Genomic DNA, 16237 nt, shown 5'->3' with positions numbered 1-16237 from the left:
GGGAATGCGGGCAAAACGTGCCCGCGCTGCAGCGCAAGGTACTTCCGGGCAGCCTGGTGAGGCTGGCGGGCGCACGCCCCGGCAGCGCCGGGTTGGGGGCGCGGGCCGGGCGAAACGCCCTGTGGTATCCGGTAGTGGACGGACGCTACGTTACCCGCGCTTCGTTACAGTTGCGTGAACAACAAAGGGGCCTGGCGATGAACCAGGCGTGCGCGGAAACCGCTTTACGCACCACGCATGAGCTGGCTGGAGGCCGTGCGGCTCAATGAAAATCCCGGCTCCCCACCATCAACCGCCCCAGCATCGGGCTTAAATCCACCAGTTCCCTGGCCACCAGGTGGCGCACGTCGCCCTGGCGCTGCCAGGTGCCGACCACCCCCAGCAGCGTGGCGCCCAGCACCTCCTTGCGCTGGCGCTCGACCAGGTCGGGCCACAGGATCAGGTTGACGGAGCCGGTCTCGTCCTCGATGGTGGCGAAGATGGTGCCGCTGGCCGTGGATGGGCGCTGGCGCACGGTAACGATGCCGCAGGCGCGCACGCGGCGGCCGTTGCCGCAGCGCGCGAGCTGGCTGGCGGTGGCAAAGCGCATGGCCGCCAGCTTGTGCCGCAGCAACGCCAGCGGGTGCGACTTGAGCGACAGGCCCAGGCTGGCATAGTCCGCCGTCACGTCTTCGCCGAGCCGGGGCGCGGGCAGCGCCAGCGCGGCTTCGGCGGGCGGCGCTTCGTACAGCAGGTCGCGGTGCGCGGCATGCGCGGCCGCGGCGCGCGCCTGCCAGCGGGCCTGGCGGCGGTTGCCGGCCAGCGGCGCCAGCGCGTCGGCGGCGGCCAGCACGTCGATGTCGTGGCGGTCCAGGCCGGCGCGCAGCGCCAGGTCTTCGACGCTGCCGAACGGACGCCGGGCGCGCGCGGCCTCGATGCGCAGCGCGGCCGCTTCACGCATGCCCTTGACCCGGCCCAGGCCCAGGCGCACGCGCGGATGCTGCGGGCGGCGTGGCCCGGTGCAGGCCTGCGCGTCAGCGACATCGGCCTCCACCGGTTCCAGCGTGCTGTCCCAGCGGCTGACGGTGACATCCACCGGCAGCACCTGCACGCCATTGCGGCTGGCGTCCTGCACCAGTTGCGACGGCGAGTAGAACCCCATCGGCTGGCTGTTCAGCAGCGCGCACAGGAAGGCGGCCGGATGATGGCACTTGAGCCAGGCGCTGATATAGACCAGCTTGGCGAAGCTGGCCGCGTGGCTCTCAGGGAAGCCATACTCGCCAAACCCCTCGATCTGCTTGCAGATCGCCAGCGCGAAGGATTCCGGGTAGCCATTGCCGGTCAGCGCGCGCACCAGCGCATCCTGGTGCTGGCGCAGGTCGCCGCGCCGCCGCCACGCCGCCATCGATCGGCGCAGCTGGTCGGCCTGCCCCGGTGAAAAACCAGCCGCGTCGATGGCCAGCTGCATCACCTGCTCCTGGAAGATGGGCACGCCCAGCGTGCGGCCCAGCACCTTCTCGATCACCTTGTTGAAGTAGACCGGCGGCTGCTGCGTGCGGCGGAAGGCCTCGCGCCGCTTCAGGTAGGGGTGCACCATGCCGCCCTGGATCGGGCCTGGCCGCACGATGGCGACCTCCACCACCAGGTCGTAGTACTTGCGCGGCTGCAGCCGCGGCAGCATCGACTGCTGCGCGCGCGATTCGATCTGGAATACGCCGATGGTCTCGGCCTTGCAGATCATGTCGTAGGTGGCCGGGTCTTCCTTGGGGATGTCTTCCATGCGCGCCGGCAGCCCCGCGCGCGCCGGGTCCGGGTTGGGGATCATCTGCAGCGCGCGCCGGATCGCCGACAGCATGCCCAGCGCCAGCACATCGACCTTGAGCAGGCCCAGCGACTCCAGGTCGTCCTTGTCCCACTGGATCACGCTGCGGTTGGCCATGGCCGCGTTCTCGATCGGCACCAGCCGCGACAGCTTGTCCCGCGCAATCACGAAACCGCCTACATGCTGCGACAGGTGGCGCGGAAAGCCGCGCAGCTGCGCGGTCAGGCTGGCCCACTGCTGCACCGCCGGCGAATCGGGATCGAGCCCGTAGCGGGCGATCTTCTCGACAAAGCCGCGGCCGCCGTCCCACCAGGCCTGGCCCTTGACCACCTGCTCCACCACGCTGGCGTCGATGCCCAGCGCGCGGCCCACGTCGCGCAGCGCGCTGCGCGAGCGGTAGGTGATCAGCGACGCCGCCAGCGCGGCGCGGTGGCGGCCGTATTTCTTGTAGATGTACTGGATCACCTCTTCGCGCCGCTGGTGCTCGAAGTCCACGTCGATATCGGGCGGCTCATCGCGCTCGCGCGACAGGAAGCGGCCGAACAGCAGGTTGGCCTGCTCGGGGCTGACCTCGGTCACATACAGGCAGAAGCACACCAGCGAATTGGCGGCCGAGCCGCGCCCCTGGCACAGGATGCCCTCCCCGCGCGCAAAGCGCACGATGTCGTGCACGGTCAGGAAGAAGGGTTCGTAATGCTTTTCCTCGATCAGCTGCAGCTCTTCTTCCAGCTGGGTTTCCCATTCGGGCTTCAGGCCGTTGGGAAAGCGCTCACGCTTGCCGCGCGCGACTTCCTTGCGCAGGTAGGAGATCGGCGTCTCACCGGCCGGCACCAGCTCCTCGGGATATTCATAGCGCAGCATTCCCAGCGAGAAATCGCACGACTCGGCGATCTTCAGCGTCTGCGCCAGCGCCTCGGGCGGGTACAGGCGCGACAGCACCTGGCGCATGCGCAGGTGCTGCTCGGCATTGGGCGCCAGCGCCATGCCGCATTCCGCCAGCGGCTGGCCCAGCCGGATCGCGGCCAGCACATCGGACAGCGGCTTGCGCGAACGCACATGCATGGTGACCGCCCCGGCCGCCGCCAGTGGCACGCCGGTCCGCGCCGATACCGCTTCCAGGCGCGCGCGGTGCAGCGCGTCGGCATGGCCCTGCAGTTGCTCCAGCGCAATCCAGGCGCGCTCGCCGAAGACCGCGCGGCACCACTCGGCCTGCTCGCGCAGCAGTTCAGGATCGGCGCAATAGTCGGGCAGCAGCAGCGCCACGCAGCCGGGCATGCCGCGCAGGTGCGCTTCGTCGGCGGCGGGCGCGGCCAGGTCTTCCGGATGCAGCCGGTAGCTGCCCTTCGGCGCGCGGCGGCGGCCCAGCGTGATCAGCTCGCTCAGGTTGCCGAAGCCCTCGCGGTGCTGGGCGATCAGCACCAGCCGCAGCGGCGCCCGCTCCGAGCCATCGGCCGGCGCCAGGCTGAAGCGGCTGCCGATCAGCAGCGAGAAGGCATCGGCGGCGCGGGCCAGCGCCTGCAGCCGCTGGTGGCGGCTGGCGTGCGCGTGGGGATCGTCATCGCCGGCCTCAGGCTCATCGTCATGGTCCAGCAGCGGCTCGTCCACGCCCTCCTCCCCGCGTGCCGCGCTGCGCGCCACCGCGTCGTGCAGGCGCTTGCGCAGCGTCTCGATGGCATCGTGCGCGCGCGCGGTGCCGGCCACCGAGCACTCATCGGTCAGCGCCAGCCCGCTGTAGCCCAGGCCGAAGGCGCGCTCGATCAGCTCGCCCGGATGCGAGGCCCCGCTCAGGAAGGTGAAGTTGGAGATGCAGTGCAGCTCCACGTAATCCGGCAGCGCGGGCAGCAAACCCGGCAACGAGGCAGGCAAGGACAGCGCGCTCATGCGAACAACCCGTGCAAAAACCAGCGGTACTCGCCGCCATCGTCCTGCGCCGCATGGCCCGGACGCTCGCGGAAAATCCAGCAGCGCAGGCCGTCGGCGCGCTCGGCGATAAAGTAGTCGCGCGTGGCCAGCGCGCCGTCCCACCAGCCGGCCTCGATGCGCTCGGGCCGGCTCAGCAGCGCCAGCGGGCCGTCGTGGCAGGGCCGGTGGCGCTGCACCGGCAGCGGCAGCGGTTGCGGCAGCAGCCACAGCGGGCGCTCCGGCTGCGGGCCCGGCAGGCTGGCGGCCTTGTTGCCGCCGGGCTCGTCGACCGGGCACCAGCGGTTGGCGCGCTCGGGCCGGTGGTCGGCCAGCGGCCGCGGCTGCAGCACGTTGTCGCGGCCCAGCCGCGCCATCAGCGTATCAAGCAGGCGGCCCAGGTCTTCCGGCGTGCCGCCGGGCTCGGGGAACAGCGCGTCGCTTTGCGGCACGCATGCTGCCATCGCCTCCACGCGCAGCGCCAGGCCGGTCACGGGGGCATGGAAGTTGAGCTTGTCGAGCTTTTCGCGCAGCAGCCGCGACAGGTGCGCGGGGTCGCGGCTGGGCTGGGCCAGGCCCACCGCCACCTCGGTGCCGTCGGTGTCCACGCCGCGCCGGTAGCGTTCATGCTCCAGCACCAGCACGCAGCGCGTGACGCCGGCCTGCTGCACCGCCAGCCAGCCCGCCAGCGCCAGCAGCAGGCGCTGCGCGCCGGCCAGCACGCCCTCGGCGGATTCGATGCGGCCCGGCAGGTCCATGCGCTGCGCAAACGCGGGCGGCGCCACAAACCAGACAAAGCGCGCCGGCGTGTCGCCATAGGCCTGGTCCAGCCGCGCCAGCAGCGCCGGGCCCAGCCGGCGCGTCAGGCCCGCGCGCGGCAGGCGCCGCACCTCGCCCAGCGTGCGGCAGCCGATGCCGTCCAGCCAGGCAGGATCGGCCAGCGTGTGCAGCGCCTCTACCGGCAGGCGGTCCAGCAGCCGGTGCAGGCGTGCCATGCCCACCGCGCGGCGCCCGGGCCGCACCACGCCGCGCCGCGTGCGCCGCAGCGGCTGGCGCGCCAGCCACGCGGCGCCGTGCGCGGTCGGGCCGGAGCCCACCTGGGCAAAGGTGCCAAGCTGGCGCACACAGGCGCGCACCGCGCGGCACAGCGCGCGGTGGCCGCCAAACAGACGCAGGCTGGCGCTGACGTCCAGCATCACCGTGGCCGACTCCGGTTCCTCGTCGACGGTCACGCCCGGCGTGAAATGCAGCAGCGCCAGCGCCACCGCCTCCATCAACGAAGCTTCCGCGGCCAGGTCGCGCTCCAGCTGCACGATCTCGGCCGACAGCGCCTGCACGCCGCCACGGCGCATGCCGTAGCGCACCCCGAGCTGCATCGCCGGACCGTTGGCCAGCACCACCTGCTCGCGAGCCATCACCGCCACCGGCAGCGCATGGTGCAGCGTGGCGGTGGCGGCAGGCGGGCTCACGGCGGGCGCCAGCTCAGGCCAGTTGGGCTGCAGGGCGTCCAGGGGCAGGCGCGGCAGGTGCACCGCGATCCAGTACGGCATCGGAAGAAGATGGAGAAGACGATTCAGACAAGGCAGGCGCACCTGCCGGTACAGGCCAGGCGGCCGCGCGCGTAGCCGCCGCCATCCCGTCCAGGCGCAGCAGCAGCGGCGTGTCCCGCACCGGCCCGCGCCGCTTGTGGAAGGTGATCGACAGCACATTGCCGGGCAGCGGCGCCAGCAGCAGCCGCAGCACCGCCGGCGACGACTCGCGCAGCGCCGTGGCCGGGCGTAGCGCCCATGCCACCGCGTCGCCGGCCTGCGCCAGCACCTGCAGGCGGCGCAGCGCCTCGGGGCGGGCCGCGGGCAGCCAGACCAGCACGCCGCCAAAGGCCTGGCTGCGCAGCACCTGCTCGGCCGCCCACAGCATGTCAGCCTGCTGTGCGGCCTTGGCCGATCCGGCCGCGGGCCGCATCCAGTAGAGCTGGCGCACCGGCAGCCCGGCCGCGGCCAGCCCCATCGCATTGGGCAGGTAAGGCGGCGCCACCAGCGCGATGCGGCGCCCCGCCCCGGCCAGCGCGCGCAGCGCCGGCAGCAGCAGGCGCAGCTCGCCCGCACCACCCTGCGCCGTCAGCAACTCCGTCAGCCCGCCCGCCGGCCAGCCGCCGCCGGGCAGTTCCGCCGACAGCGCGTCATATCCGGTCGGGCATATCGCAACACCGCCGGCACGGCCCAGCTGGCCGGCCCGCCACAGCCCGGGATAGCGCTGCTCGAGCGCCGACAGCGCCTGCTGGCGCGAGGCCGGGGCAGACGGGGCAGGCTCCGGGGGCGCCGGCGCAGGGAAAAGAAGGCCCTCCGCCGCCATGGGCGGGGCTGCGTGCGATTGCGCAGTCATGTGGAGTTGGCGTCGCTCGCCGGGGACGGCGAGGAACTAGTAGGTTTACGATAACTGTATATTTATACAGTATCGGGTGCCAGCGCAAGGGGGGAGTGGCGAGGGTGGCCTGAGGGGCACCGTGGAAAGTGAGACGGGCGGGCGGCGGCCCGTCTTCATATGCTTCCACCCAGTTTCCTCCCGGGTGGGGACCGCACTATAAAATAATTCGATAGCATTAATTTTTATCAGAATAGCTACTATCGAATTATACGACTTGCTTATCCGCGTATCGATGCATCATACTAAAGTATGCATACATCAGCAAAATAATGCTATGTCATTAGTTTCTCAGTGCCGCGACATGCGTGAAGCCAGAGGCAAGACCCTGACCGAAATCGGGCGGGTGCTGGGCATGGCCACCCAGAACCTGTCGGCGATCCTGCTGGGGAAGAAGGACAGCCGCGCGTCGACCCTCGAAGCCCTGGCGGCCGCCCTGGACGCAGAATGGGTCCTGGTGCCCAACGAGCGGGCACAGGAAGTCAGGCAAGTCCTGGAAGGCAAAGGCAGCGGGCCCGACCGCAGCGCCCGCAGCGCGGTCGACATCTTCCTGGACCAGGAATGAGCTACGAACTGCATCCGCGCTTTCTTGAGGTCCGGCTGTACGACCAGCTATGCGGCTACCTGTGCGAGGCCAGCGGCAATGTCCGGTTCGTGCCATCCGAAGCATTCCGGGGCGACACGCGCCGCCCCACGCTGAGCCTGTCGATCAGCGTCCCGACCGAGGCCGGCCGCAAGGCCACCGCCGAGGTGCTGGACAACCCCTTTCATCCTGCCGTCTACAGCACGGGCCATGAACTGCCGCCCTACTTTGCCGGCCTGCTGCCCGAAGGCGAACTGCGCAAGCGGCTCGAGGCAACGCGGAGCAATCCCGATGACAAGGACGATTTCGGCATCCTGGCATCGGCCGGCAATGATCTCCCCGGGGCCGTCGTCATCGTGCCGGCGGACATCAGCGCCTTGCCGGAGTATGCGCGGACGTATGGCGTGACCGGCGGCGCGGACAACCTGGAAATTGCCGTGGTGGAGGGCGCCACGCAGGGCGCGGCCTCGGTGTCCGGGGTGCAGAACAAGCTGGCCCTGTCGACAGTGCTGCAGGACAAGCGCTACACCCTGCCAGCCAAAGGCAGGCTGTCCGACATCATCGCCAAGCTTCCTGCCAGAAACGATGATTCGCAGGTATTCAACGAATCGATCTCGATGCAGCTCGCGGCCGCCGCCGGCGTCCATGTTGCGCCGACGAGAGTGCTGCCGGTCTCGACCATCGAGGTCGAGGGACTGGTTGAATCGTTGGGCGAAAATCTGCACTACCTTGCGGTGGACAGGTTCGACCGCACTCCGGCCGGACGTGTGCACGCCGAAGACGGCTGCCAGATGCTGGGCAGGATGCCAGCGAAGAAGTACGCCGGCACCGAGAGCTACATTCAGCTCGTTGCCACCCTGTATCGCCTGAGTCCGAGCGGGGTCGAGCATGCCCGGCAGTTCTTCCTGCGCCAGGCGGTCAACACGCTGATCGGCAACAGCGATGCGCACCTGAAGAACTTCTCGGTGATTTATCACAACGGGGTCTTGCCAGAACTGGCACCAGCGTACGACATCGTCTGCGTGGCGGCCCTCCCCGGCTTTGCGACCTATGGCCAGAACGTTGCCATCGACAAGCGGCAGCGTGAAGAAACCCTGGCAACGTATGAGACCATCGCGGAAAAGGCCGGCGTCCCGCGGCGCATTGCGACCGCCGCCGTCAGGGAAGCCGTCGCGCTGGCACATGCCAACTGGCTGCGCATGCTGGACGACCTGGGCGCGCCGCAGGCCATCCGCAATGTCATTGCCGAGCGCCTGCAGACGCTGCCGCTTGCGCGGGCCGGCAGGCCGGCCAGGTGAGGCGCCCGCCAGCCACCCTCACGGCGCCTGCATCGACACCCCATAGCCGGCAAAGATGCGCGCCAGCTCGCCATTGCTGCGCAGCGCGCCCAACGCCTTTTCCAGCGCTTCGGCCAGTTCCCGCTCGCCTGCCTTGACCGCCAAGCCGACGGCCCACCCGCGCTGCGGCAGCAGCGGCGCGCTGGGTTCCGTCGCGGCAAAGCGCGCCCCGGATTGCCCCGCGGCCTTGAGCGCGCTCTCGTATTGGGCGCGCGTCACCATCGCCGCCACGATCTCTCCGGAAAACAGCGCGCGCAATGCCGCGTCGGCTTCGGGGTAGATCCTGACCTTTTCGCGCAAGGCGCCGCCCGCGCCGGACAGCAGCGCATTGGCCCCGGCCGAACCGGCTGCGGCGCCGGTCGGCTGCCCGGCCAGGTCTTCCAGGCCGCGCACCGCCGGCACGCGCTCGCGGTCCTGCACCAGCACGAAGGTCTCGCGGTAATACGGCGCGAAGATCAGCGCCTTGTCGTTCTCGCGCATGAAGGCGCGGTCGACCGGCACGTGCAGCATCACGTCGGCCGGTCCGTAGCCAAGGTAATGGCCGCGCCAGACCATGGCACGCAAGTCGTCAGCCATGCTTTCGTCGGCATCGAACGGCATCAGCGCCACCGACAGGCCCAGCTCCTTGCCCAGTGCCCTGGCCAGGGCCACGTCGATGCCCGCGACCTGGCTGCCCGCGATCGCGGAGAACGGCGGCAAGCCTTTGTAGACCGCCACCTTGAGGGTGCCGGCCTGGCGGATCCTGGCCAGGTCGGCCTGGGCCGGTTGCGCGCAGACGAGCGCGGCGGCAGCCAGCAAGGCGCCGCATAGCCAGCGCACGGCGCCGGCCGGCGCCGCCGGCATGGGGGACACGGAAAGCCTAGGGCCGCGGACAGGGCTGGCAGGCATGGGATGGCTCCTGGAAGATGCGTTGACCCGGCACTGCGGGCCGGGGCTGGACAACGGGAAGGATTGCCGGCGCAGCCGCCCCTTACTCGCGGCGCGACTCCAGGTAGGTCTTGATGGCCCACACCGCTTCCTGGCTCAGCACGCCGTCGAACGGCGGCATGTACACGCGGCCGTCGCGCGTGCGGCCCTTGCGCACGGTGGTGGTGTAGAACTGCGAGATCTCGCTCATGCACGTCTCTTTCTTCTTTGCATCCGCCAGTGAGACGCAGTCGCCGTCAAGCTTGCGCAGGTCCGGCGCGATGCCCCCTGACACCGCTTCCAGGCCATGACAGCGCGCGCAGTTCTGGTTGTAGGCCGAGGTGCCGATGCGCAGCGCCTCCTTGTGCGCATCGCCGCTGCGGTAGGGATTGTCCGGGCGCCATTCGTCGCCCAGTTGTGGTAACGCTTTGGTATCGACGGCCTGGGGCGTGACGTCGCCATGGGCCAGCACAGAGCCGGCCGGGACGGCGGTCAGGGACGCGCAAAGCGCGAGCAAGGCAAGCAGGCGGCGCTGCGTTTTCATGGATGTCTCCTACAGTGGATGGGTCTTGGTGGTTTGCCCCATTTCCGCAAGAGCCATACCAGCCAGCCGGACCCGGCCCGGAGGCGCCTGAGGGCAGGCTTCGCCGCGCCGCCATCGCTCTGTGCAACGCAGCATCGCGGCACGGGTGTCCCGGATTGCCACACCCTGGCAAGTGTTTTGCTTCATGACGCAACACTGTCGACCATGCGCCTGGCGAAGGCGCCGACAGCGACCCGCGCAAAGATCGCGGGCGGACTTTCCACAGGAGACAGAGAAATGACCTTCCAGCCGGAACCGGCCCGCCCCGCGGCGGGCGCCCCGGGTGACACGAGGCAGCCCGAGCGCGACGAACTGATTGCCCAGGCCCACCAGCGTTCCGAGTCCTATGGCCTGCGTCCCTATGAATCGCCCGACTTCTGCCCGGTGCTGCAGAGCGAACTGAAAACGCGGATCGAGCGTAGCCAGTCACTGTTCGCCTATGCGCTGCCGGTGATGGAAACGCTCTACGACCAGATCGTGAATACGCAGAGCATGGTCATCCTGACCGACGCCGATGGCCTGATCCTGCACTCGATGGGCGATGACGACTTTCTGGCCCGGGCCAACCAGGTCGCGCTGCGCCCGGGCGCGGAGTGGTCGGAAGCGCGCCGCGGCACCAACGCCATCGGCACGGCCCTGGCCGAGAACCGGGCCACGCTGGTACACGGCGCCGACCACTTCCTGGAGGCAAACCAGTTCCTGACCTGCTCGTGCATGACCATCCTCGACCCTTATGGCAAGACCGTGGGGGCGCTGGATGTGACCGGCGACCAGCGCGGTTTCCACAAGCACACCATGGCGCTGGTGCGGATGTCGGCGCAGATGATCGAGAACCAGCTGTTCGGCAACGCCTTCCGCGACATGGTGTGCATCCGCTTCCATTCGCGCGCGGAGTTCCTGGGCACGCTGGTGGAGGGCATTGTCTCCTTCACGCCCGGCGGGCGTTTTCTGTCAGCCAACCGCAGCGGGCAGTTCCAGCTTGGCCTGTCCAATGGCGCTCTGCATGCGCACACCTTTTCCTCGCTGTTCGGGCTGTCGATGTCGCAGCTGTTCGACGCGGTGCGCGCGGCCCATGCGGGCATCGTCCAACTGCACCTGCCTAGCGGCGTCAAGGTCAGCGCCCGGGTCGAATGGAAGTCACCCGCCGCATCCCTGCCAGGCAATACCGATACCGGCCACGCAGTCCAGGCCGGCACGGCCGCCGCACCGCGCAGCCTGGCCGCAGGCCCGGCCCGCTCGCCCGGGCTGGACGACCTGGACACGGGCGACGCGCAGATCCGCGCGGTCATCGGCAAGCTGCGCAAGATCATCGGCAAGGATATTCCGGTGATGGTGCTGGGCGAGACCGGCACCGGCAAGGAACTGATGGCGCGCGCCATCCACGCCGACAGCCCGCGCCATGCCGGGCCATTCATTGCCGTGAACTGCGCCTCCATCCCGGAAAACCTGATCGAGTCCGAGCTGTTCGGCTATGAAGAAGGCGCCTTCACCGGCGCCCGCAAGAAGGGCGGCATCGGCAAGATGCTGCTGGCCAACGGCGGCACCCTGTTCCTGGACGAGATCGGGGACATGCCGCTGCATCTGCAAGGACGGCTGCTGCGCGCGCTGCAAGAACGCGCGGTGTCGCCGCTGGGCAGCAGCAAGGTCATCCATGTCGACGTCTCGGTGGTGTGCGCCACCAACCGCAACCTGCGTGATCTGGTCGCCAATGGCCAGTTCCGCGAAGACCTCTACTACCGCCTCAACGGGCTGGTGGTGCGGCTGCCGGCCCTGCGCGAGCGCGGCGACCTCGACGTGGTGGCCGCCAGGCTGCTGCGCCAGGACCAGGCGGGCGTGCAACCCGGCGAGCCGCCCCGCATCCGCGAGTCGGTGATGGAGATGTTCCGCCGCTACCATTGGCCGGGCAATATCCGCCAGCTGGGCAACCTGCTGCGCACCGCGCGGCTGATGGCCGAAGGCGAAGCCGAGATCACCGAGGACCACCTGCCCGACGACTTCCTCGATGACCTGCGCGAGCGCCAGGGGCATGCGGCGGTGCCCGCGGGCCATATGCTGCCGGGCGCGCAGCCCACGCGGCTGGCCGATGTCGAGGCCATGGCCATTGTCGCCACGGTCAAGGCGCACAACGGGAATATCTCTGCGGCGGCCAAGGCGCTGGGCATCTCGCGCAATACGGTCTACCGGAAAATGGAAGAGGCCCGCGGGCTGCCCCACCAGGCCGGCTGATCCCGGCCACGCGCCAGGGCAGCCGCGCGCTCAGGCCAGCGGCTCGCCCTGCATCCACAGGTCTTCGAGCTCGCGCCAGGCGCGCTGCACGTTCAGCGGGTGGCGCGAATGGAAATGGCGCCAATGCCGGAACGGCTCCGCCGCCACGGCGTCGCTGGCGCGCGAGGCATCGCTGCCCGCGGCCAGCGCGGCGCCGATTCCGTCCGCCAGCGCATCCAGGTAACCCAGCGTCGGCGCCAGGGTCTGGGCGGGCGTGCCCGGCGCGGTGCCCACTACCGTGCGCGCCGGCAGGTCCTGCAGCCGCCGCAGCGCACGGCGCCACCCCAGCAGGGAGGCCTCCTGCATCTCCGGCACGCGCTCGCGGTAAGCCAGGCCGCCCGCACACAGCAGCTGCAGCTGCGGCGCGTACAGGACCGTATCCGAGGCACTGTGCGCACTCGCGTAAACCTGCACCTGCCAGGCGGTAGCGCCGGTGTGCAGCCAGCCATCGGGCTGCAGCGCGGGCTCCGGCAACACGATCGCGGCGCCGCGCATGGCACCGTTCCCGAGCAGCGTCGCCATGCGGGCCAGGCAGGCCGCGCAGCGTTGCCGCATCAGCGCAGCCGTAGCGGCGGAGGCCAGGAACACGGGCCGGGGCCGCAGCCGTGCGAACACGGCATTGGCCAGCACGTTCTCCGGGTGGGCGTGCGTGTTGACCACCCAACGCACGGGCTGCGGCGTCAGCGCCCGGATGGCGCCGAGCAGCGCACCGCCCCACGCCGCCTGCGGCCCGGGGTCCACCACCAGCACGCCCGCACCACTCAGATGGACCAGGGTCGGCACCACTTCCGCGGCGTTGGCGCGCGCCGCTTCGGCATTGCCGGCGCGCGCCACGTACACGCCTGGCTGCAGCCGCTCCAGCGTGACCCGCGTGCCGGCAGCGGCCGCCGGGTGCCAGCCGTTCATGGCCAGCGCAAGCGTGGCGCCAAGAAAGCCGCGCCGCGTCGTGGGCATCACCGCTGCCAGCCAGCGGCGCGGATCGCGGCCACCAGCGCGTCGCGCATGGCTCCGGCCGCCAGGTGCCCGCCGTCCACCCAGGCCAGCCTTGCGCCCGGCATGGCGGCCTGCAGCCGCAGCGCGTTGGCGGGACAGCAGACCTTGTCGGCGCGGCCATGCAGCAGCGTCACCGGCAGGCCATGCGCGTCGATGACGCGCGCCGCCCTGAGCAAGGCCGGCTTGCCCAGTCCGGCCCGGTTGCGCAGGTAGTGCGCCTGGATGCGGTATTTGTTCACCATGGCCATGCGCTCAGGCCGCGGCTGCCGGCGCGAAGGCGACGCAGGGGAAAGACCCAGCAACGCCTGTTCGCTCGCCTGCCACGCCGCGGCAGTGTCCCGTTTTTGAACAGGCGTACCACTTTGCAACAGCCGTGACACAGTTAGCAGCCGCGCGCGCGCATCGGGCAAACGCTCGCCCCATGCCTTGACGCAATGCAGCATGCGGCGGCCCCCATGGCGCGGGGAAAACAGCGCGAGCACATCGTCGCGGCCAGTCAGGAAGGTCCCGCGCAGGACCAGCGCCGCCACAGCGTGCGGGCATTGCGCCGCGTACGCCAGGGCAAGTGCCGCACCCCATGATCCGCCCACCACGCCCCAGCGTTCGATGCCCAGCGCGCGGCGCAGCTGCTCCAGGTCGGCCAGCAGCGCGCCCACGGTATTGCGGCGCAGGCAGCCAGCCGGCCTGGAGCGGCCGGCGCCGCGCTGGTCCGGCATCACCACGCGCTGCCGCCGCGGGTCGAACCATTGCGCCATGGCGGCAGAGCAGCCGCTGCCCGGCCCGCCATGCAGCACCAGCCACGGCTCGCCGTCCGCGGCACCGGCCAGCCGCACATGCACGCGCTGGGCGTCGGGCGTACGCAGGTGGAAAGTGGTGGCCGTGCCGGAAAACCGGCGGATATCGTGGATGCGTCGGGCATGGATGTTGCCTTGAGGGGATGCGGCAGTCGGGCGGCAGCCAGGCTGCCGCTGCAAAACGATATTCACTAACCATGCCACCCAAGGAGAGAGACATGCGCTGGACCACCCCTGCCTACACCGAGCTGCGGCTTGGCTTTGAAATCACGATGTACATCGCCAACCGCTGAACGTGCCGCGGTGCCTGCGACCGGCGGTGCGCCGGCCGGCAAGCCGCGGACCGCAAGCACAACCAACGCAGGCAGGCGCCAGGGCTGGCGCCTGCTCCGTGAAGCCATGACCCAACACCAAGCGCTCGCGCCATGACAACCATCCGGGTACTGGGGTCGGCCGCCGGCGGCGGCTTTCCGCAGTGGAACTGCAACTGCCACAATTGCGACGGCGTGCGCCGCGGCACGGTGCGCGCCACGCCGCGCACGCAATCCTCGATCGCGCTGACGGGCGACGGGCCTGATGCCATCCTGGTCAATGCCTCGCCCGATATCCTGCAGCAGCTGCGCCAGGCGCCCGCGCTGCAGCCCGCACGCGCGCCGCGCGACACCGCCATCGCCGCGGTCGTGCTGATGGATGCGCAGATCGACCACGTCACCGGCCTGCTGATGCTGCGCGAACACCGCCGGGCGCTGCCGGTCTATGCCACGGCCGCCGTCCTCGACGACCTGGGCGCCGCTTTCCCGCTGACGCGCATCCTGTCGCACTACTGCGGACTGCAGACGCACACCCTGCCCTGCGACGGCACCGCGTTTTCAGTCCCACCGCTGGACGGCGTGACACTGACGGCGATACCGCTGGAGAGCAAGGCCCCGCCCTACTCGCCCAACCGCCACGCCCCGCGCGCTGGCGACAACATCGGCCTGCGCATCAAAGACCGCCGCAGCGGCCGCAGCGCCTTCTATGCGCCCGGCCTGGGCCGCATCGACGACCACGTCTTTGCGGAGCTGCACAGCGCCGACATCGTGCTGGTCGACGGCACCTTCTGGCGCGACGACGAGATGCAGGCGCCGGGCTTTTCCGGCAAGACCGCCGCCGACATGGGCCACCTGGCCCTGTCCGGACCCGGCGGCATGATCGAGGTCCTGGAGCGGCTGCCCGCCAGCCGCAAGATCCTTATCCATATCAACAATACCAACCCGGTGCTGGTGGAAGACTCGCTGGAGCGCGCCGAGCTCACGCGGCACGGCATCGAGGTGGCGTACGACGGCATGGAAATCGCGCTATGACATCTGCCATCCTCCCCATCTCCCCCATCGCCTGGACCGAGGCCGAGTTCGAATCCCGCCTGCGCGCCAGGGAAAGCGGCTACCACATCCACCATCCCTTCAACCAGCGCATGGCGGCGGGCCAGTGCTCGCCCGCGCAGATCCGCGCATGGGTGGCCAACCGCTTCTACTACCAGGACAACATCCCGCTGAAGGACGCCGCCATTCTGTCCAACTGCCCCGAGCGCGACACCCGCCGCGAGTGGGTGGTGCGCATCCTTGACCACGACGGCACCGACGCCCAGCCCGGCGGCATCGAGGCCTGGCTGCGCCTGGGCCAGGCGGTGGGCCTGGAGCGCGAAGCGCTGCTGAGCCACCGGCACGTGTTGCCCGGGGTGCGCTTTGCCGTCGATGCCTACGTCAACTTTGCGCGCCGCGCGCCGTGGCAGGAAGCCGTGTGCTCGTCGCTGACGGAGATGTTCGCGCCCGCAATCCACAAGGAACGCCTGGCCGGCTGGCCCACGCATTACCCGTGGATCGAGGCCGCCGGGCTGGACTACTTCCGCTCTCGCATTCCGCTCGCGCAGCGCGACGTGGACCATGGCCTGCGCGTGACGCTGGGCCACTTCCGCAGCGCGGTGCAACAGCAGCGCGCCCTAGACATCCTGCAGTTCAAGCTCGACGTGCTCTGGTCGATGCTCGACGCCATCCAGCAAGCCAACCCATGACAGCCAGCACGCAAGACTTCGCCAGACCGACCCTGCACCGGACCTTTCGCCTGCAATGGGAAACGTCCCAGCAAAGCTGGGTGCTGCTGTACCCGGAAGGCATGGTCACCCTCAATGACAGCGCCGCCGCGATCCTGCAGCGCTGCGACGGCAGCCACACGCTGGACATGCTGATCGACGACCTGCAGGCCGCGTTTGGCGTGCAGGGCATCGCCCCGGAGGTACATGCCTTTGTCAAACATGCGATCGAACGCGGCTGGCTGGTCTGAGGTCCCGCCCGGCCCGCCGCTGTGGCTGCTGGCCGAGCTGACCTACCGCTGCCCGCTGCATTGCGCCTTCTGCTCCAACCCGGTGGACTATGCCCGGCATACGGCCGAGCTAAGGAACGTGCTCGAAATAACTTCCCGCTATGCGGCGTTCCGTGAGCGGATGCTGTAGTTCCACGCAGGCAAGGTTGAGTCGTACTCGATGTTCAGTGAAGCACGGACGCAACGAGTGACTGTCCGTCCGGCTTCATAGACTCCGTCAAGAATGTCAGCAGTAACTTTCAGTCCGGTTTTTGTGCAGGCTTTTTCGATCAGTTCACGAACCAGACTAACGCTGCT

The 16237-nt window shown here is 69.7% G+C and carries 15 protein-coding genes and 1 pseudogene; 8 read left to right on the top strand and 8 right to left on the bottom strand.

Translation table 11 applies throughout. From position 1 onward, the window contains the following. Positions 1-262 precede the first annotated feature (262 nt). Genes A3A5_RS0132765 through imuA form a run of 3 tightly spaced genes read right to left on the bottom strand, consistent with a single transcriptional unit; the run spans position 263 to position 6082 of the window. Entirely contained in the window at positions 263-3682 is a 3420-nt protein-coding gene (locus A3A5_RS0132765; RefSeq protein ID WP_018314672.1) for an error-prone DNA polymerase, read from the bottom strand. After that, positions 3679-5250: a DNA polymerase Y family protein gene (locus A3A5_RS0132760; protein ID WP_018314671.1), complete on the bottom strand. Its 1572-nt coding sequence runs from the start codon at positions 5248-5250 to the stop codon at positions 3679-3681. The genes A3A5_RS0132765 and A3A5_RS0132760 overlap by 4 nt, the downstream gene beginning before the upstream one ends. After that, positions 5183-6082, bottom strand: a complete 900-nt coding sequence (gene imuA, locus A3A5_RS0132755; RefSeq protein WP_232431525.1) for a translesion DNA synthesis-associated protein ImuA — start codon at positions 6080-6082, stop codon at positions 5183-5185. The genes A3A5_RS0132760 and imuA overlap by 68 nt, the downstream gene beginning before the upstream one ends. Positions 6083-6425: 343 nt before the next feature. Between imuA and A3A5_RS0132750 the strand changes: the two genes are divergently transcribed. Both A3A5_RS0132750 and A3A5_RS0132745 read left to right on the top strand, forming a co-directional pair. Continuing rightward, a complete protein-coding gene (locus A3A5_RS0132750; RefSeq protein ID WP_018314669.1) occupies positions 6426-6686 on the top strand; it encodes a helix-turn-helix domain-containing protein in 261 nt (86 codons plus the stop codon). After that, positions 6683-8002: a type II toxin-antitoxin system HipA family toxin gene (locus A3A5_RS0132745; RefSeq protein WP_018314668.1), complete on the top strand. Its 1320-nt coding sequence runs from the start codon at positions 6683-6685 to the stop codon at positions 8000-8002. Before A3A5_RS0132750 ends, A3A5_RS0132745 begins: the two co-directional genes overlap by 4 nt. 18 nt (positions 8003-8020) lie before the next feature. Here the strand turns inward: A3A5_RS0132745 and A3A5_RS0132740 are convergent, their stop codons facing one another. Next, complete coding sequence (locus A3A5_RS0132740; protein ID WP_026201365.1) at positions 8021-8929, bottom strand: ABC transporter substrate-binding protein; 909 nt, start codon at positions 8927-8929, stop codon at positions 8021-8023. An 82-nt stretch (positions 8930-9011) separates the two neighbouring features. Further along, complete coding sequence (gene pedF, locus A3A5_RS0132735) at positions 9012-9491, bottom strand: cytochrome c-550 PedF (protein WP_018314666.1); 480 nt, start codon at positions 9489-9491, stop codon at positions 9012-9014. A gap of 276 nt (positions 9492-9767) precedes the next feature. On the opposite strand from pedF, the gene A3A5_RS0132730 reads away from it, so the two are divergent. After that, a complete protein-coding gene (locus A3A5_RS0132730; protein ID WP_018314665.1) occupies positions 9768-11756 on the top strand; it encodes a sigma-54-dependent Fis family transcriptional regulator in 1989 nt (662 codons plus the stop codon). A 30-nt stretch (positions 11757-11786) separates the two neighbouring features. Here A3A5_RS0132730 and A3A5_RS0132725 read toward each other — a convergent pair whose 3' ends face one another. Together A3A5_RS0132725 and A3A5_RS0132720 are read right to left on the bottom strand one after the other, a co-directional pair. Next, positions 11787-12749 carry an MBL fold metallo-hydrolase gene (locus A3A5_RS0132725; RefSeq protein ID WP_018314664.1) on the bottom strand — a complete coding sequence of 321 codons (963 nt, stop codon included), beginning with the start codon at positions 12747-12749 and terminating at the stop codon, positions 11787-11789. After that, positions 12749-13774 carry an alpha/beta fold hydrolase gene (locus A3A5_RS0132720; protein WP_018314663.1) on the bottom strand — a complete coding sequence of 342 codons (1026 nt, stop codon included), beginning with the start codon at positions 13772-13774 and terminating at the stop codon, positions 12749-12751. The genes A3A5_RS0132725 and A3A5_RS0132720 overlap by 1 nt, the downstream gene beginning before the upstream one ends. Before the next feature lie 26 nt (positions 13775-13800). Here A3A5_RS0132720 and pqqA point away from each other — a divergent pair, with 26 nt between their 5' ends. The 5 genes and pseudogenes from pqqA to A3A5_RS0132695 all read left to right on the top strand — a co-directional run. Then, complete coding sequence (gene pqqA, locus A3A5_RS39705; RefSeq protein ID WP_010809778.1) at positions 13801-13875, top strand: pyrroloquinoline quinone precursor peptide PqqA; 75 nt, start codon at positions 13801-13803, stop codon at positions 13873-13875. Between the two features lie 132 nt (positions 13876-14007). Continuing rightward, positions 14008-14925, top strand: coding sequence for a pyrroloquinoline quinone biosynthesis protein PqqB (gene pqqB / locus A3A5_RS0132710; RefSeq protein ID WP_018314661.1), 918 nt, complete (start codon positions 14008-14010; stop codon positions 14923-14925). After that, positions 14922-15632 carry a pyrroloquinoline-quinone synthase PqqC gene (pqqC, locus tag A3A5_RS0132705; RefSeq protein ID WP_018314660.1) on the top strand — a complete coding sequence of 237 codons (711 nt, stop codon included), beginning with the start codon at positions 14922-14924 and terminating at the stop codon, positions 15630-15632. Before pqqB ends, pqqC begins: the two co-directional genes overlap by 4 nt. Continuing rightward, positions 15629-15901, top strand: a complete 273-nt coding sequence (gene pqqD, locus A3A5_RS0132700; protein WP_018314659.1) for a pyrroloquinoline quinone biosynthesis peptide chaperone PqqD — start codon at positions 15629-15631, stop codon at positions 15899-15901. Before pqqC ends, pqqD begins: the two co-directional genes overlap by 4 nt. Next, positions 15873-16013: pseudogene (locus A3A5_RS0132695) on the top strand (pyrroloquinoline quinone biosynthesis protein PqqE); the annotation flags it as partial. The gene pqqD and the pseudogene A3A5_RS0132695, both read left to right, overlap by 29 nt. Positions 16014-16039: 26 nt before the next feature. Here the strand turns inward: A3A5_RS0132695 and A3A5_RS42465 are convergent. Further along, positions 16040-16237 (bottom strand): hypothetical protein (locus A3A5_RS42465; RefSeq protein ID WP_369797842.1); only part of this gene is annotated, 198 nt, incomplete at its 5' end.

It is taken from the genome of Cupriavidus sp. UYPR2.512 (assembly GCF_000379565.1).
Classification (GTDB): Bacteria; Pseudomonadota; Gammaproteobacteria; order Burkholderiales; family Burkholderiaceae; genus Cupriavidus.
The sequence above is the reverse complement of the archived record's forward strand: the minus strand, read 5'-3'. Positions and strand labels throughout refer to the sequence as shown.

What these genes read in the sequence shown, in the direction of transcription:
- pqqB (WP_018314661.1), top strand. Translation starts at nt 14,008, where the DNA reads ATGACAACCATCCGGGTACTGGGGTCGGCCGCCGGCGGCGGCTTTCCG.
- imuA (WP_232431525.1), bottom strand. Translation starts at nt 6,082, where the DNA reads ATGACTGCGCAATCGCACGCAGCCCCGCCCATGGCGGCGGAGGGCCTT.
- A3A5_RS0132740 (WP_026201365.1), bottom strand. Translation starts at nt 8,929, where the DNA reads ATGCCTGCCAGCCCTGTCCGCGGCCCTAGGCTTTCCGTGTCCCCCATG.
- A3A5_RS0132750 (WP_018314669.1), top strand. Translation starts at nt 6,426, where the DNA reads ATGCGTGAAGCCAGAGGCAAGACCCTGACCGAAATCGGGCGGGTGCTG.
- A3A5_RS0132765 (WP_018314672.1), bottom strand. Translation starts at nt 3,682, where the DNA reads ATGAGCGCGCTGTCCTTGCCTGCCTCGTTGCCGGGTTTGCTGCCCGCG.
- A3A5_RS0132745 (WP_018314668.1), top strand. Translation starts at nt 6,683, where the DNA reads ATGAGCTACGAACTGCATCCGCGCTTTCTTGAGGTCCGGCTGTACGAC.
- pqqC (WP_018314660.1), top strand. Translation starts at nt 14,922, where the DNA reads ATGACATCTGCCATCCTCCCCATCTCCCCCATCGCCTGGACCGAGGCC.
- A3A5_RS0132760 (WP_018314671.1), bottom strand. Translation starts at nt 5,250, where the DNA reads ATGCCGTACTGGATCGCGGTGCACCTGCCGCGCCTGCCCCTGGACGCC.
- A3A5_RS0132725 (WP_018314664.1), bottom strand. Translation starts at nt 12,749, where the DNA reads ATGCCCACGACGCGGCGCGGCTTTCTTGGCGCCACGCTTGCGCTGGCC.
- pedF (WP_018314666.1), bottom strand. Translation starts at nt 9,491, where the DNA reads ATGAAAACGCAGCGCCGCCTGCTTGCCTTGCTCGCGCTTTGCGCGTCC.
- A3A5_RS0132730 (WP_018314665.1), top strand. Translation starts at nt 9,768, where the DNA reads ATGACCTTCCAGCCGGAACCGGCCCGCCCCGCGGCGGGCGCCCCGGGT.
- pqqD (WP_018314659.1), top strand. Translation starts at nt 15,629, where the DNA reads ATGACAGCCAGCACGCAAGACTTCGCCAGACCGACCCTGCACCGGACC.